Below are 16174 nucleotides of genomic sequence, written 5' to 3'. Positions count from 1 at the left end.
AGAGATGAAAAACGAAAAGGAATCTAAACTGCCAATTGTTGCTCTCGAAGAGCATTATAAGCATATTCTTGAATTAATAGGAGAAGATTGCAATAGACCTGGACTTGAGCGCACGCCACAACGTGTTGCCCAGGCAATGTGCGAGTTAACAAGTGGTTATAATGAAGACCCTTCGGCAGAACTCATCAACTCTTCTTTCAAAGAAGAATATCAACGAATGGTGATTGTTAAAGACATTCGTTTTTTTTCAATGTGCGAACATCACCTACTTCCATTCTATGGAAAGGTGCATGTGGCATATATTCCCAACCAACTCGTAACAGGATTAAGCAAGATAGCACGTGTAGTGGATATTTTTAGTCATCGACTTCAAGTGCAAGAGCGTTTCACTCGTGAAATAAAAGAGTGCATCGAAAATGCTCTTCAGCCCCAAGGTGTGATTGTTTTTGTAGAGGCTGAGCACATGTGTATGCAGATGCGAGGCGAAGAAAAACAGCATGCAGCCATCACAACAATTGATTATTGTGGTGTATTCGATGATATAGAACGACGCAAAGAATTTATTGCAATGATTCAAAAACATTGATATTGCAAAGCAAAACATCCTTATTGTTAGAAAAGAACAAAGCAGTTTTTCTCGAAGTAGATTTTATTGCAAACCAATCTTTTCACTTTCAAAACAGATTGTTATTCTCTTTCTATAATATAATAAGGTGTAAACAAACACATTTTGATGTCGTTTTAAGATAGAAAACAACGAATAAAACAGAAACTCCATATATTTACCCCATAAAGAACAAGTAAAATGAAATTTATTTCATGGAATGTAAATGGCTTAAGAGCCAGCGTAACAAAAGGATTTGAAGATATTTTTAAAACCCTCGATGCAGACTTTTTCTGCTTGCAAGAAACAAAGATGCAGGCAGGACAACTCGATTTGCAGTTCGAAGGGTATGAGTCTTACTGGAATTATGCCGATAAAAAAGGCTATTCAGGTACTGCAATATACACCAAACACACCCCATTAAGTGTGCAATATGGTATAGGTATCGATCAACACGACCACGAAGGACGTGTCGTTACTCTTGAATTTGAGCAGTTTTATTTAGTAACTGTTTATACACCCAACTCACAAGACGAGTTGAAACGTCTTGATTATAGAATGGAGTGGGAGAGAGATTTTCAGGCATTCTTAGCCAAACTCGATGCTAATAAACCTGTTGTGGTGTGTGGAGATATGAATGTTGCTCACCAAGAAATAGACTTGAAGAACCCTAAAACCAATAGACGTAATGCGGGATTCACCGATGAAGAGCGTGAAAAGATGACCAATTTACTTGCTAATGGTTTTATTGATACATTTAGATATCTATACCCCGAGCAAGTAACTTATAGCTGGTGGTCGTATAGATTCAAAGCAAGAGAGAAGAATACAGGCTGGCGTATTGATTATTTCCTTATTTCAGAACGATTAAAAGATCATCTCAATGACGCAAAGATACATACAGATATCTTTGGAAGTGATCACTGTCCTGTTGAATTAGACCTTACTTTTTAAGACTAATAAATACAATCATTGACATTAATTTGGTGCCTTGAACACTGGAGCAAGAATTCTTTTCAATAGCATTCTTGCTCTTTCTTTTTTCCCTATACTTAGTCTTTCTGCTATTCTTTCATACAATAATAAGTATAGCTTGTATTTTATAGATACGCTTTCATCTTCTTTTTTATCATAAAAGCAATGCTTTTATTCTCTAATCTCAATGCTTTTACACTGCAATGTCAATGCTATTGCAAGCTAATTCGATAGCTTTTATTTTCTTGTTCTTTATCACTTCAAAGTTGATTCAAGTCACCTTGAAAATAATTGTGCGTTAATAAGTCATAAATATATTTCTTATTCGTTTTAATATAATGTAAAAGGCGTATATTTGTAATTCGGAGACGCAAATAATGCAAAAAGTTTTACAACAGGGTAATAAATTGTTAGGCACCGAAAAAATAAATATATAATTATAATAACACGTTATGAAACAAAAAGTATTATTCTTAATTGCTGCTGTATCTTTGTTTTTAACCTCGTGTGGAGGCGGAAAACAAGGCGCAGGTTTTAATGATAATGAATATCCTGTACGCACAATTGAGTCGCAAGGGTCTTCAAGTGAAACTCTATATCCAGCCACTATTCGTGGTGTTCAAGATGTAGAAATACGTCCAAAGGTTTCTGGTTTTATTACGAAACTGTTGGTAAAAGAAGGTCAGAGAGTAACAACTGGTCAGCTTTTGTTCGTTATTGACAGCGAAACTTACCAAGCAGCAGTTCGTCAAGCCAAAGCAGCTGTAAGCTCAGCAACAGCTCAATTGAACACTGCTAAGTTGACTTACGATAACAGTCAAAAGCTATTTAATAGTAATGTAATAGGTCAATACGAATTACAAACAGCTCAAAATACTTACGAAAACGCAAAAGCTGCGTTGGCACAAGCACAAGCTTCTCTTGCATCTGCAAAAGAAACATTGAGCTATTGCTTTGTAAAAAGTCCTACAAGTGGTTTAGTCGGAAGTCTACCTTTTAAGGTTGGAGCACTCGTTGGACCAACAAGCCCACAGCCATTAACTACTGTTTCAGACAATAACACCATGGAAGTGTTCTTCTCTATGACAGAAAAAGATGTGTTAGACATGGCAAGAAACGCAGGAGGCGTTAAAGAATCGCTTTCAACTTATCCTACTGTTAAATTGAAATTAGCAGACGGAACAATTTATTCTCAACCTGGAAAAGTAACCAAAATGAGCGGTGTTATCGATAGTTCAACTGGTTCTGTATCTATGGTTGCACACTTCTCAAATCCCGATCACATTCTTCGTAGTGGCGGAAGTGGTTCTATCGTTGTTCCAAAAGTTACATCAAACGCTATCGTTGTTCCACAAGATGCAGTGGCACAGGTGCAAGATCGCTACTTTGTTTATATCTTAGGCAAAAACAATAAGGTAAAATATACAGAAATAAAGATTAGTCCAGACAACGATGGACAAACCTATGTTGTTACAAGTGGTTTGAAAGTTGGAGACCGAATTGTGCTTAAAGGCATCACAGCTCTTACTGATGGAGCAGAGATTAAGGGATTAACTGAAGCTGAATATGAAGCAAAGCTAAAGAAAACAGCAGAGCTCGGTTCTTCTCAAAACGATTTAAGTAAGCTTAAAGAGGCCTTTGGTAAATAATCAATAAAGAGAATAAGAAATTTTACAAGGATAACTCTTTTCACCCAATTACTTCGACTTCAGTTTTGAAGTGTAGGCAGTTTTAAAGCCTATATATATAATAAGGTGAAATGATATTATGCAAATTCTCTTTTAAAAAGAAATAAACAATGAGATTAGATACATTTATTCATCGCCCAGTGCTGTCGACTGTGATTTCAATTATCATAGTTATTCTGGGAGTAATTGGTCTTATTGCTCTTCCAACAGAGCAGTATCCAAACATTGCTCCACCAACAGTTATGGTGCAAGCTGCATATCCTGGAGCGAATGCTCAAACGGTATTGAATTCGGTTATCACACCACTTGAAGAGTCTATCAATGGTGTTGAGAACATGACTTATATGACTTCTTCTGCTACAAACGATGGTGGTGCTGCCATTACCGTTTACTTTAAAGAAGGAAGTGATGCCGATATGGCTCAGGTTAACGTGCAAAACCGTGTTACACAAGCCAGTGCTTTGTTGCCAGCAGAAGTAACTCAGTCGGGTGTGCAGGTTGCAAAACGACAGAACTCTCAGGTGCTTATCTTGTCATTAGCAGGAGATAAGACTAAATATGACGAGCAATTCTTAACTAACTATGCAGATATTAACGTCGTTCCCGCTATCAAGCGTGTGAAAGGTGTGGGTAACTGTCAAAGCTTTGGTTCGAAAACTTATACCATAAGAATGTGGCTTGATCCCGCAAAGATGAAGCAACACAATCTAATTCCATCAGACTTGGTGGGCATTTTGGCGCAACAGAACATCGAAGCGGCTCCTGGTTCACTTGGAGAACAAACAAATAATATGTATGAGTACACCATTCGATACAAAGGAAGATTGCAAAAGCCAGAAGAGTTTGCTGATATGATTATCTCAACTGATGAGAGTGGGCAGACACTTCGTGTGAAAGACGTTGCTAAAGTTGAAATGGGTGGGCTTTCATATGGTATGGAAATGAGTTCAAATGGTGATCCTTCTGTGGTTATGATGATTACACAAAGTGCGGGTTCGAATGCTACTCAGATTGCAAATGATGTGAAGAAGGTTCTTGAAGAACAGCAAAAAATCATGCCGCCAGGTATGGAATTCCGTATCATATCAGACGTTACAGAGTTCTTGGACGCATCAATTCACCACTTGGTACAGACACTTATCGAGGCATTTATACTCGTGTTTATCGTGGTTTACATCTTCTTGCAAGATTTCCGCTCAACACTTGTACCGCTTGTTGCTGTACCTGTGTCGCTGATTGGTACATTCTTCTTCTTAAATGTATTCGGATTCACTCTTAACTTGCTAACTCTTTCTGCGTTAGTGCTTGCTATTGCGATCGTAGTAGACGACGCCATAGTCGTAGTTGAGGCAGTTCACGCTAAATTAGACTTAGGATATAAGTCTACAAAGAGTGCAACTGTCGATGCAATGAATGAAATTTCAGGTGCGATTATATCAATTACGCTCGTAATGGCATCGGTATTCGTGCCCGTTTCGTTTATGGGTGGTACCTCAGGAACATTCTATCGTGAGTTCGGTGTAACCATGGCGATATCTATTGTCATATCAGCTGTGAACGCTTTAACGCTTTCTCCTGCTCTTTGTGCAGTGTTATTGAAACCTCATAACGAAGATGGTACAGAGAGAAAGATGACTAGAATGGAGCGATTCCATGCTTCTTTCAATGCATCATATGATAAAGTTCTTGATAGATATAAAAAGATTGTAACCGTATTTGTTAAGAAACCAGCTCTTGCAGTTATCTCTTTGGTTATAGGTATCGTTGTTTTTGGTGTCACTGCAATGAACACAAAGAGCAGTTTGGTGCCCAATGAAGATACAGGTAACTTATTTATTAACATACAAACTCCTCCAGGAACAGGTCTAGAAGAGACCAAGAAGATTGTTAAACAGGTTGATGCAATGTTGGCAACTAACCCTGCTATTGCACAAAGAACAATCTTAACAGGATATGGTTTGCTTGGAGGTGCAGGCTCAAATAACGCTACTATCTTCGTGAAACTAAAGAGTTTTGAAGAGAGAAGTAAAGATGAAACCCTCTTAAAGTACATTGGTGTGCACAATGAAGGTAGCATGATGGTGCTAGGAATGATCTATAAGCAGACCGCAGCCATTAAAGGTGCACAGATACTTGCATTCCCTCCACCTATGGTTCAGGGTTATTCGATGACCGGTGGTTTAACTTTCTCAGTGCAAGACCGTACTGGTGGCGATATAGATAAGTTCTTTAACGTAACCAAAAACTTTATAGCTGAGTTGAATAAGCGTCCTGAAATTACCAATGCGATGACCACTTTCGATACCAAGTATCCACAATATATGCTTGATGTAGACGTCGCTCGCTGTAAACAAAGCGGTATTTCACCAAAAGATATCTTAACAACAATGCAGGGATACTTTAGTGGAATGTACGCATCTAACTTCAATGCGTATGGTAAGTTGTATCGTGTTTACATTCAGGCAGCACCTAACTTCCGTGCAGATGTAAAGAGCTTGAATAGCATTTACGTAAGAACCAATAAGGGAATGTCGCCTATTAACGAGTTTGTTAACTTGAAACAGACATTCGGTCCTCAATCAGTTGAGCGTTTTAACCTATACACTGCGATCAATGTTAATGCGCAAGTGTCAGATGGTTATTCATCAGGTGAAGCACTAAAAGCGTTGAATGAAGTGGCAAAGACAAGTCTTCCACAAGGTTATTCATTTGACTATTCAGGTTTAACACGTGCAGAACAAGAGTCAAGTAACTCAACATTCATGATTTTCGGTTTGTGTTTGTTATTCGTTTATTTGATTCTTAGTGCTCAATACGAAAGCTATTTATTGCCATTATCGGTGATCTTGTCTATACCTTTCGGTCTTGCAGGAGCTTTCTTGTTCACACTTCTCTTCAAGAACAATAACGATATCTACATGCAAATTGCGCTAATTATGTTGATTGGACTATTGGCTAAGAACGCAATCCTTATCGTTGAGTTCGCATTAGAGCGTCGAAGAACAGGTATGGCGATATCTTGGTCGGCCATATTAGGTGCTGGTGCCCGTCTACGTCCTATCCTAATGACCTCGTTAGCGATGATTATTGGTTTGCTTCCATTGATTATTCCTAATGGAGTTGGATATAATGGTAACATGACTTTGGGTGCTGCTGCAGTTGGAGGTATGCTTATTGGAACACTATGTCAGGTGATTGTTGTACCTGGATTGTTCTATATTTTCCAATCATTGCAAGAAAAGTTGAGCCCAATTAAGTTCGAAGACGAAGTGAATAGCGAAGTTTCTTACGACTTAAAGAAATACGCTAAGCGTCGTTATGGAAATAAAAAGTAAAACAGAAATGAAGATGAAACATCTAAATATCATAATAATGGCATTTGCAGTAGTAGCTTTTACTAGCTGCAAAAGCCTTTATGGAAAGTATGAAAGACCAGAAGTTAACACTAAAGGTCTTGTTCGTGATGTTGTGAGTAATACCGACACGCTTGCTATTACTGATACAACCAACTTCGGAAATATGCCTTGGCGTAGTGTATTTACAGACCCACAGCTTCAGACACTCATTGAGATGGGATTGCAACACAATACCGACTTGCTCAATGCTGCATTGAATGTAAAAGCAGTAGAAGCACAACTTATGGCGGCAAAACTATCTTTCTTGCCTTCATTTACATTCACTCCACAAGGAACCATCGCTTCTTGGGACGGCAACAAGGCAACAAAGACCTATCAATTGCCTATTAGTGCAAGTTGGGACGTTGATTTATTTGGAAAGCTTTTAAGTCAAAAAAGAAGTGCACAAATGGCTCTTCTTGCTACAAAAGACTATCAAGTAGTAGTGAAAACCAATGTAATTAGCGGTATTGCCAATATGTATTATACCTTATTGATGCTCGATAAACAGCTAGATATCGTGAATAACATGGAGAAACTTACCAAAGAAACACTCGACTTGATGGTTATTCAAAAAGACTTAGGTAGAGTCCGTTCAACAGGTGTGCAGAGTGCAGAGGCAAACTACTATTCGGTTCAAACACAAAAGACCGATATCATACGCCAAATACGTGAAACTGAGAATGCACTTTCATTGCTTTTGGGGCAAACAGCACAAACCATTCAACGTGGAAAAATTGATAATCAATCACTTCCTACGAATCTTTCAACAGGTATTGCCATAAGTATGCTCAACAATCGTGCCGACGTTCACGCTGCAGAAATGGACCTTGCGCAATGCTTCTACAATGTTCAAACAGCAAGAAGTCGTTTCTATCCAAGTATAAGTATCACAGGATCGGGGACCTTTACCAATAGTAGTGGTATGGGAATCGTTAACCCTGGCAAATGGCTTTTATCGGCTGTAGGCTCTTTAGTGCAACCTATTTTCGCTAAAGGACAGCTCATTGCAGGCCTAAAAGTGGCTCAAGTGAAATACGAACAAGCTCTTAATACATGGCAAAATAAAGTATTAAACGCAGGAAATGAAGTAAGTAACGCTCTTGTTAAGTACAATTCGGCAGCAGCAAAGTCTGAACTTGAAACCAAACGAATTGCTACTTTAACAAAGAATGTAGAAGATACAAAACTCTTATTGCAACAAAGTAATAGCTCATACCTTGAAGTTATCACAGCACAACAAACCTTGTTGAATGCAGAACTCTCAAAGGTTACAGAAGATTTTACAAAGATGCAGTCTATAGTTAGTCTTTATCAAGCTCTTGGTGGAGGCGCAAAATAAACTCTATTTCATAACTTAAAAGAAAGAATTATGGCAAGTGAAATTAGTAATAGGGCAGAAATAGACCCAAGAGCAAAGATAGGAAACAACTGTAAAATATATCCTTTTGCTTATATAGAGGGTGATGTTGTGATAGGAGATGATTGTGTTATCTATCCATTTGTAAGTATTATGAATGGAACCCGCATGGGAAATGGAAACACAATATATCAGAATACAGTGATTGGAGCAACTCCTCAGGATTTCGATTTCGAAGGAGCTGCAACAGAAACAATTATTGGAAACAACAATAATATTCGTGAAAATGTGGTTATTAACCGTGCAACCAATGCTGGAGGACAAACAGTTATAGGCAATGAGAACTTCCTTTTAGAAGGTGCTCACGTGTCGCACGACACCAAGATTGCCGACAAGTGCGTTCTAGGTTATGGCACAAAGATAGCAGGCGATTGTGAGATTGGTTCGAATGTAGTGTTCTCTGCCAATGTAATTGTCAACGCAAAGGCTCGTGTAGGTAATGCTGCTTTCATCAAACCAGGTACAAATTTCCGCAAAGATGTACCGCCATTTGTTGTGGCAGGCGGCACTCCAGTGGGCTATAACGGCTTGAATAACGTGATATTAGATGCTCTTGGCATTACAGAAAAGGCGCAAAAGCACATAGCCAACGCCTATCGTTTGCTCTTCCATGGGCAAACAAGTGTGGAAGATGGTATTTATCAGATCAAACAACAGGTGCCTCCAGGAGAAGAAATCGATAAAATAATCGAATTCTTAGGCGGTACAAAGAATGGATTGATGACCAAGTTATAATACACTTGTTGGGTAAACCATTTGTGTATAAGTATTGAGCAGTGTAGTGTTAGAAAGGGGTTCGGGTGTTTTTATTCTTGATTTTCACCTGCTTCAACAACTTTTTGCTTTTTGTTTCGTGTGCCACTGCACTGCTCCCTTTTTAGATTTTAGATGATATGGGTTGACTTCTTCTCTGTAAAAAGAGAATAGTCGGCCTTTTCTTTTTCTCTTTTTCTTCAATAAAAGAGGTGATTTTCAGAAAATGAATAGCTCTTTGGGGAAGCATCTCCACGAGGTTTCGTTCCCATTCATTTACTTATTGTCTTTCTAACTCAATGCTTTTGCATCTTAAAAGCATTCATATTGCAAGGTAAAAGCATTGTTATTGCAATGCAAAGTCATAGCTTTTATAAAATAAACTCAGAAAGGTCGATAAATAAAGGGATAGAGAAAGGGAAGAAGAAGCAAAAGAATAGAGATAGAAAAGGAGAGGGAAAAGAGCGAGATAAAATAAAAGTGTCTTGCCTTTTCGTGAAGAAATAAGCAAGACACTCGTCTTTTTAATCTTTTTATTTTTTTAGCTAATATGTTGCAAATTATTTGCGAGCCTTGTGCACTTTGTAGTTCTTAAAGCGTTTGTTTACGATAACAACTCTACTTGGTTGAATGGTAAAGCTGCGCACTGCGCCTACCTTTACTCCATAGTTAAGAGTTAAGTCTGGAGTTTTTGCATACATGTTTTGAAGCAAAATCTTAGTGTCTCTATTGGTTTCAGGCAATACCACTGGTATAACGAAGTGAGTTTTGAAGTTGATTTCTGTAGCTTCTCCACCTTTACCCATAGTAGTTGCAGGGCTAAAATATTTGTCGAACATACGTTGAGAAGTAATTTTCTCGGGCACTTTCTTAGGTGCATTGGTGTTGAAGAAATAATTTAGACCTTCCATGTAATCAACTCTTCCATTGTAAGTGTCGGCTTGACTAATTGAATTACATGATGCAAAAGCAACTGCAACGATAGCCATTGCAATGCCAGTCAATAGTTTTCTTACTTTTTTCATAGTTATTTTATTTATATGTTTAATGATAATTCTAATGAATAAGGGCCTTATTAGCACCTCAAAACCGTCACAAAGGTAATCAAATTGATAGCTTTTGTGTCGTTAATTGTCGTTAATCAGTTGTTATTTAGGTATTTTTTTCGTTACTTTGCAGTAATTATAGCTATAATATCACCTTAAAGATAAGATGGGAAAGAAACGTAAGAAAACCCGTAATCGTTCAGGATTTCAGGGTTTTACATTGTGTATAAGTACTGCTTTGGTGCTTATTTTGTTAGGAATGGTAGTATTTTCAGTACTAACATCACGCAACTTGTCTAACTATTTCAAAGAAAATATGGTAGTTACGATGATGCTTGATGCCGAAACAACAAACTCAGAAGCCTTGCAATTGTGTCGTTCTATTGCTAAGAAACCATATATTGCACACTTAGATTACATCAGTAAGGAGCAAACTCTAAGAGAACAATCAAAGGCTTTGGGCTCAAATCCAGTAGAGTTTGTAGGCCATAACCCCTTTCTTTCATCAATAGAAGTGCGTCCAAAGGCAGATTATGCCAATAGTGATTCGCTTATTTGGATTAAAGCAGACTTGAAAAAGATGGCAAGAGTGGGCGAGATTACCTATCAAAAGAACTTGATGGATAGCGTAAACAAGAATCTTCGCAAAATAAATATCGTGTTATTGATATTGGCAACCTTGTTAATCTTCGTGTCATTCTCGCTTATTAACAACACTGTTCGATTGGGTGTATATGCTCAACGCTTCTCTATTCACACCATGAAGCTTGTTGGTGCGTCGTGGGGATTTATCAAACGACCATTCTTAAAACGTGCTATTGGCGTGGGATTGCTTGCTGCTTTACTTGCAAACCTTGTGCTTTGCGGTGGTGCATGGGCTCTATATAACTATGAACCAGGTGTTTTCCGCATCATGACATGGGACGTATGGGCTATTACAGCGGGTGCAGTTGTGTTGTTAGGAGTGCTCATTACACTTGTATGTTCAAACATATCTGTGAATAAATTCTTGAGAATGTCAGCAGGAGAACTATACAAAATCTAAGTCATTCGCACTTAGTTCTCTTTTTGATAGATATCTTTTTAAAAACAACTCCATCGCTTATTTAAAGCAGTTTGTGGCGAGATGCGCCCCAAAGGCATTGCCCAAATAAAACAGAAACAATATAATTTCGATCGATTATATGAATAGAGAAAACTTTGCTTTCGGTAAAATTAATTTCATTTTACTAGCAGTTGGCGTCTTAGTGATTATCTTAGGATTTATATTAATGAGTGGTTCTTCTTCAACCGAAACCACTTTTAATCCTGAAATATTTAGTGCAACCCGCATAAAAGTGGCACCTATTGTGTGTGTTATCGGCTTCGTTTCAATTATATTCGGTATAATGAAGAAGCCAAACAGCACAAAAGAATAATAGAAGTGTAAAATAATTATCCGTGCGAAGGTATTTAGTTATATTTCCGCACAATAACTATTGTTCGTAAAATCACATCAAAAGCATAGCGAAAATAGCATTGGTTATGCTTTCAAATCATTTTTAATACAACATTAATGACACTCTTAGAAACCCTAATATTGGCGATAGTAGAAGGATTAACCGAGTTTCTTCCAATCTCATCTACAGGCCATATGATTATAGCTCAAAACCTTTTGGGAATAGAGAGCACACCATTTGTAAAGGCATTCACCATCATTATTCAGTTTGGTGCAATCCTTTCAGTACTTTGTTTGTATTTCCAACGTTTCTTTAAGTTGAACAATACGCCCGTAGATCCTAATCTTTCACTTTTTAAAAGATTACTACATAAGTTCGATTTCTATGTAAAATTGCTCGTAGCTTTCATTCCTGCAGCCGTAATAGGATTGCTTGGAAAGAAGAGTGGCATAATAGATAGATTCTTAGAGCATGTAGAAGTGGTTGCAATTATGCTTGTTGTAGGTGGTGTCTTTATGCTCTTTTGCGACAAATTGTTCGAAAAGAAGAGTAGTGAAGAAACCCCATTAACCAATAAAAGAGCTTTTTTTATCGGCTGTTTCCAATGTCTTGCGATGATACCAGGTGTGTCTCGATCAATGGCAACCATTGTTGGTGGAATGTCACAGCGTCTTACTCGTCGTGCAGCAGCAGAGTTTTCGTTCTTCTTAGCCATACCAACTATGGCTGGAGCAACGGTCTTAGACGTTTATGAAGTGCTTTTTAAAGATCCTAATTCGGTATCTTGGGCAACAGGAGATAATATCAAAATGTTGCTAATAGGATGCGTAGTAGCCTTTGTTGTGGCGCTTCTTGCCATGAAATGGTTTGTTAACTTCCTTGCAAAATACGGTTTTAAAGCATTTGGTTACTATCGTATTGTCGTAGGATTGTTTATTCTTGTGTGGTTAATGCTTGGTTATAATTTATCAATGGTAGACTAAATGAATTTTAAAGCAGGCGAGATTATACACATAGATAAACCCTATGGAATCACAAGTTTTGGCGCATTAGCACATATAAGATACCTTCTTTCACGCAAATTAGGGGTTAAACGACTTAAAGTTGGACACGCAGGAACACTCGATCCGTTAGCAACTGGGGTCTTAACTCTATGCACAGGGAAGGCAACAAAGCTAATAGAACAATTGCAAGGGCATACAAAAGAGTATGTAGCAACAATGCAATTAGGGGCAACAACACCCAGTTATGACATGGAACACCCAGTTAATGAGACCTTTGAAACAGAGCATATTCATCGTGAAAGCATCGATGCTGTATTGCCAATGTTTATTGGTGACATTCAACAAGTACCCCCTTCGTATAGTGCTTGCAAAGTAAATGGAGCACGAGCATACGACTTAAAGCGTGCAGGAGAGCATGTTGAGCTGTCTGCAAAGCAAATAAGAATAGACGAAATAGAGGTTCTTCGCTTTGATGAAGAAACCAAACTGCTCACTATTAGAGTTGTATGTGGAAAAGGAACCTATATCCGTTCGCTTGCAAGAGACCTTGGAAGAGCCCTCAATAGTGGTGCTTATCTCACAGAATTGCGCAGAACAAAGGTTGGAGATGTAGCCGTAGAGAATTGCATTAACTATGATTCTTTTGGCGAATGGTTGAACCAACAAACGATAGAAGATATCGAATAACACCATAAAAAGCCTATTCATATTAGGCAAAACAAAGATAATGACAGGACAAGAGCAACTTATTTCACTTTAGAATAGGCTGTGTTTTGATGATCATCTGAAAACCATTGTCTTGCGATAAATAAATAATTGATACATAAAAACAAAAAGATACTATATTAAATATGAAGCTATCTCAATTTAAATTCAAGTTACCTGCTGAACAGGTGGCATTGTATCCTCATTATTTTGAAAGAGAATACACTGATAAAGATGGTAAAAAAGAAACCTTTAGAATTACTCGTCAAGATGAAAGTCGATTGATGGTGTTGCATAAGAAATCAGGAACGATCGACTTATTTCAAAAAGATGAGAATGGAAATCCTATCGAAGGCAAGTATATTGAGTTTAGAAATATAGTTGAATATTTTGACGAAGGCGATACATTTATATTCAATGACACAAAGGTTTTCCCTGCTCGTTTATACGGAACAAAAGAGAAAACAGATGCAAAGATAGAGGTATTCCTTCTAAGAGAGCTTAATCAAGAGATGCGTTTATGGGACGTTTTGGTTGAGCCTGCACGTAAAATAAGAATCGGAAACAAGCTATTCTTCGACGAAAGTGGCTCTATGGTTGCAGAAGTTATCGACAATACAACAAGTAGAGGTAGAACTTTACGCTTCTTATACGATTGCCCTCACGAAGAATTTAAAAAGGAATTATATGCTTTAGGCGAGTCTCCTTTACCACGATATATCATCGATAATCGTGAAGAAACCCATGCAACAAAAGAAGACTTAGAGAACTTCCAATGTATATTTGCTAAGAATGAGGGAGCTGTTACTGCCCCTGCTACGGGCTTACACTTTAGTAGAGAGCTATTAAAGAGAATGGAGATCAAAGGCATAAATAATGCTTTTATCACCCTACATTGCGGTTTAGGCAGCTTTAATGACATCGAAGTAGAAGACCTAACCAAGCATAAAATGGACTCAGAGCAGATGGTTATCAATGCAGAAGCATGCAAGATCGTAAACGACACCAAACGTAATAGAAAGAAAGTGTGTGCTGTTGGTACCAGTGTTGTTAAGGCAACAGAGACCGCAGTGGGCACAGATGGAATGTTAAAGGAATTCGATGGCTGGACCAACAAATTCATATTCCCTCCTTACGACTTTGGACTTTCGAATACAATGGTAACCAATTTCTATCATCCTTATTCTACATTACTTATGGAAACCGCTGCTTTTGGAGGTTATGAGTTAGTGATGGAGGCTTATGATCTTGCCGTTAAGCATGGTTATATGTTTGGATGTTTCGGCGATTCGCTATTGATTCTTAACGATTAATGCCACATATTGTATATTTAGGGCTTGGCTCTAACATTGGTGCAAGACACGAAATGATAGAGAAAGCCATTGAACTTATAGCAGAGCAGGTTGGAGATATAGTGCTCCAGTCTGCTCTTTACGAAACCGAACCATGGGGTTTTAGCTCAGAAAACCTCTTCATTAATGGGGCAGTTGCATGCCAAACTACTTTAACCCCATTAGAAGTGCTTCAGAAAACACAGACCATTGAAAAACAATTAGGTAGAACACATAAAACAAAGAATGGTGAATATGAAGACAGAGTGATAGATATCGACATCTTGCTTTACGACGATTTGCATCTCAATCATTCGCAATTGGTCATTCCACATCCTCATATTGCCAAGCGACCATTTGTTTATCAGCCTTTATGTGATATACTTTCAAAAAGCACTTTAGAACGAATTATAGGACAAGAGATACCTTATAACAAAAAAGAAGCTCAGTAGTTGAGCTTCTTTTTTTATTTCTTTTTACTTGGAATTTTAAATACTTTTCCGCTTTGAGCAATCTTAAACAATGTTCCAGTGGGGCAAACAAACCTACAATAGGGGCGTGGAACAAAGAAAGAGAGAAGTAGAAAAACAATCGCAATGGCAAGAACTACCCACGAAGCAGTGGTGATTAAGAAGGCCGAAAATACCTCATAGTCCATCCATTGGAATGCAGTTCCAACCAACATCAGCATCATTAGTATCGTCCAAAGAATCTCTCTGAATAGCTCTAAGCGTTTAGTTGTCTCCTTAGACATCTTCCATTTCTTTTTAGTTGCACTGCTTGCAAGCTCTTGAATGGAGCCATAAGGACATATATTGTTACAATAATAGTTCTTTTTGCCGAACAAAGGGTAGATGAAAGCTGTGATAAGCATAATTAAAGGCACTGCACTTATTGCCCAATTGGTGCCATGCGACAAGAAACTAACTATTAAAGAATAAGATATAAACGTACCGCACCATAAGCCAAGAACTACAATATTCAATACAAACTGAATTCTTCTCATCCACTTGTTCTTGTAGAATAGTGGAATAATGGCTCCCATAAGTACCACAATTAGGCCCGCAATATATTGCCAAGTCCATTCAAAAGTGTTGTTATTAGGTTGCTCTTGCTTTGTTTGAACTGCATATTGAGCTGCAGCACGCACATTAGCGATAATGGCTTTCGATGAAAATGTAGCTCCACTAACGGCATCTACCTTTGCAGTTACAGCTTTTTCGGTTTCAAGCTCTTGCCACTTAGTAAACAAAGCCGATGCTTCTTCGAAGAAGTCGGGAGTCTCTTTGTTAGGAAGTGCAACAATTTTAGTAATCTTATTGTCTTTAATATACACCTCTAAGGGCACTTCTCCAGCATAACCAGTGATGCCTTTTCCCAAAGTAGTTGTGTTAATAATTCGTGTTCCGTCTTCCGTTGTTCGGTCAATCATCACCTTTTTAGTCACAGCAACCGTGTCGGTGTCTTTTTTTATCTTGTGTCCTAGCACCGTTCCGTCACGATTTACGGCCACAACCATCATCACTAAGCAGCATGTTAAGAGAGCTAATAATCGTTGTATATTATCTTTTTTCATTCTTTTTACTTCCAGTTTGTAATCTCGTTCGCTGTTAATTCTATAAATCAAAATATAGAATGGGCGACAAAGGTACGATAAAAAAACGAGAAAACTTAAGCACTTATTTCCTTTTTTGAAGCTCTTGCAATAGCCTCTCTTTATAGTTGGTGGCTAAAAGCATTCATATTGCATTGCAAAAGCATTGATATTGCCTTCTAAAAGCATTGACTTTACGATGTAAAAGCATTGCTTTTAT

At 38.0% G+C, this 16174-nt stretch carries 14 protein-coding genes; 12 read left to right on the top strand and 2 right to left on the bottom strand.

The features are described from left to right. Positions 1-4 precede the first annotated feature (4 nt). The 6 genes from folE (at position 5) to lpxA (ending at position 8817) form a co-directional block, all read left to right on the top strand. The gene (gene folE, locus A3GM_RS0109160) at positions 5-586 is read left to right on the top strand and encodes a GTP cyclohydrolase I FolE (RefSeq protein ID WP_018363072.1); all 582 of its coding nucleotides are present in this window, start codon (positions 5-7) and stop codon (positions 584-586) included. 219 nt (positions 587-805) lie between these two features. Continuing rightward, positions 806-1558, top strand: a complete 753-nt coding sequence (locus A3GM_RS0109155; RefSeq protein WP_018363071.1) for an exodeoxyribonuclease III — start codon at positions 806-808, stop codon at positions 1556-1558. Positions 1559-2031: 473 nt separating this feature from the next. After that, entirely contained in the window at positions 2032-3228 is a 1197-nt protein-coding gene (locus tag A3GM_RS0109150; RefSeq protein WP_018363070.1) for an efflux RND transporter periplasmic adaptor subunit, read from the top strand. 149 nt (positions 3229-3377) lie between these two features. Then, a complete protein-coding gene (locus A3GM_RS0109145; protein ID WP_018363069.1) occupies positions 3378-6602 on the top strand; it encodes an efflux RND transporter permease subunit in 3225 nt (1074 codons plus the stop codon). Between the two features lie 13 nt (positions 6603-6615). Further along, a complete protein-coding gene (locus A3GM_RS0109140) occupies positions 6616-8004 on the top strand; it encodes an efflux transporter outer membrane subunit (protein WP_025830148.1) in 1389 nt (462 codons plus the stop codon). Between the two features lie 30 nt (positions 8005-8034). Further along, a complete protein-coding gene (gene lpxA / locus A3GM_RS0109135) occupies positions 8035-8817 on the top strand; it encodes an acyl-ACP--UDP-N-acetylglucosamine O-acyltransferase (protein ID WP_018363067.1) in 783 nt (260 codons plus the stop codon). Between the two features lie 578 nt (positions 8818-9395). Here the strand turns inward: lpxA and A3GM_RS0109125 are convergent. Further along, on the bottom strand, positions 9396-9860 hold the full coding sequence (locus A3GM_RS0109125) for a hypothetical protein (protein WP_018363065.1): 465 nt from the start codon (positions 9858-9860) through the stop codon (positions 9396-9398). Between the two features lie 187 nt (positions 9861-10047). Between A3GM_RS0109125 and A3GM_RS0109120 the strand changes: the two genes are divergently transcribed. The 6 genes from A3GM_RS0109120 (at position 10048) to folK (ending at position 14812) form a co-directional block, all read left to right on the top strand. Further along, positions 10048-10926 (top strand): cell division protein FtsX, encoded by an 879-nt coding sequence (locus A3GM_RS0109120; protein WP_018363064.1) that lies wholly within the window; start codon positions 10048-10050, stop codon positions 10924-10926. 139 nt (positions 10927-11065) lie between these two features. After that, complete coding sequence (locus A3GM_RS0109115) at positions 11066-11299, top strand: DUF3098 domain-containing protein (RefSeq protein WP_018363063.1); 234 nt, start codon at positions 11066-11068, stop codon at positions 11297-11299. 137 nt (positions 11300-11436) lie between these two features. Then, positions 11437-12303, top strand: coding sequence for an undecaprenyl-diphosphate phosphatase (locus A3GM_RS0109110; RefSeq protein WP_018363062.1), 867 nt, complete (start codon positions 11437-11439; stop codon positions 12301-12303). Beyond that, positions 12304-13011, top strand: coding sequence for a tRNA pseudouridine(55) synthase TruB (gene truB / locus A3GM_RS0109105; RefSeq protein WP_018363061.1), 708 nt, complete (start codon positions 12304-12306; stop codon positions 13009-13011). A gap of 164 nt (positions 13012-13175) precedes the next feature. Next, positions 13176-14342, top strand: a complete 1167-nt coding sequence (gene queA / locus A3GM_RS0109100) for a tRNA preQ1(34) S-adenosylmethionine ribosyltransferase-isomerase QueA (protein WP_018363060.1) — start codon at positions 13176-13178, stop codon at positions 14340-14342. Next, positions 14342-14812 carry a 2-amino-4-hydroxy-6-hydroxymethyldihydropteridine diphosphokinase gene (gene folK / locus A3GM_RS0109095; RefSeq protein ID WP_018363059.1) on the top strand — a complete coding sequence of 157 codons (471 nt, stop codon included), beginning with the start codon at positions 14342-14344 and terminating at the stop codon, positions 14810-14812. The genes queA and folK overlap by 1 nt, the downstream gene beginning before the upstream one ends. A 14-nt stretch (positions 14813-14826) precedes the next feature. Here the strand turns inward: folK and A3GM_RS0109090 are convergent, their stop codons facing one another. Continuing rightward, positions 14827-15936 (bottom strand): 4Fe-4S binding protein, encoded by a 1110-nt coding sequence (locus A3GM_RS0109090; RefSeq protein ID WP_018363058.1) that lies wholly within the window; start codon positions 15934-15936, stop codon positions 14827-14829. Positions 15937-16174: the final 238 nt, after the last annotated feature.

The organism is Hoylesella nanceiensis DSM 19126 = JCM 15639 (genome assembly GCF_000379965.1).
Lineage (GTDB): Bacteria > Bacteroidota > Bacteroidia > Bacteroidales > Bacteroidaceae > Prevotella > Prevotella nanceiensis.
Note: the sequence above shows the minus strand (reverse complement) of the source record. Positions and strands in the feature narration are given on the sequence as shown.

Bases quoted from the DNA above. Each gene is read 5' to 3' on its own strand.
- folE (WP_018363072.1), top strand. From the start codon at position 5: ATGAAAAACGAAAAGGAATCTAAACTGCCAATTGTTGCTCTCGAAGAG.
- A3GM_RS0109155 (WP_018363071.1), top strand. From the start codon at position 806: ATGAAATTTATTTCATGGAATGTAAATGGCTTAAGAGCCAGCGTAACA.
- A3GM_RS0109150 (WP_018363070.1), top strand. From the start codon at position 2,032: ATGAAACAAAAAGTATTATTCTTAATTGCTGCTGTATCTTTGTTTTTA.
- A3GM_RS0109145 (WP_018363069.1), top strand. From the start codon at position 3,378: ATGAGATTAGATACATTTATTCATCGCCCAGTGCTGTCGACTGTGATT.
- A3GM_RS0109140 (WP_025830148.1), top strand. From the start codon at position 6,616: ATGAAACATCTAAATATCATAATAATGGCATTTGCAGTAGTAGCTTTT.
- lpxA (WP_018363067.1), top strand. From the start codon at position 8,035: ATGGCAAGTGAAATTAGTAATAGGGCAGAAATAGACCCAAGAGCAAAG.
- A3GM_RS0109125 (WP_018363065.1), bottom strand. From the start codon at position 9,860: ATGAAAAAAGTAAGAAAACTATTGACTGGCATTGCAATGGCTATCGTT.
- A3GM_RS0109120 (WP_018363064.1), top strand. From the start codon at position 10,048: ATGGGAAAGAAACGTAAGAAAACCCGTAATCGTTCAGGATTTCAGGGT.
- A3GM_RS0109115 (WP_018363063.1), top strand. From the start codon at position 11,066: ATGAATAGAGAAAACTTTGCTTTCGGTAAAATTAATTTCATTTTACTA.
- A3GM_RS0109110 (WP_018363062.1), top strand. From the start codon at position 11,437: ATGACACTCTTAGAAACCCTAATATTGGCGATAGTAGAAGGATTAACC.
- truB (WP_018363061.1), top strand. From the start codon at position 12,304: ATGAATTTTAAAGCAGGCGAGATTATACACATAGATAAACCCTATGGA.
- queA (WP_018363060.1), top strand. From the start codon at position 13,176: ATGAAGCTATCTCAATTTAAATTCAAGTTACCTGCTGAACAGGTGGCA.
- folK (WP_018363059.1), top strand. From the start codon at position 14,342: ATGCCACATATTGTATATTTAGGGCTTGGCTCTAACATTGGTGCAAGA.
- A3GM_RS0109090 (WP_018363058.1), bottom strand. From the start codon at position 15,936: ATGAAAAAAGATAATATACAACGATTATTAGCTCTCTTAACATGCTGC.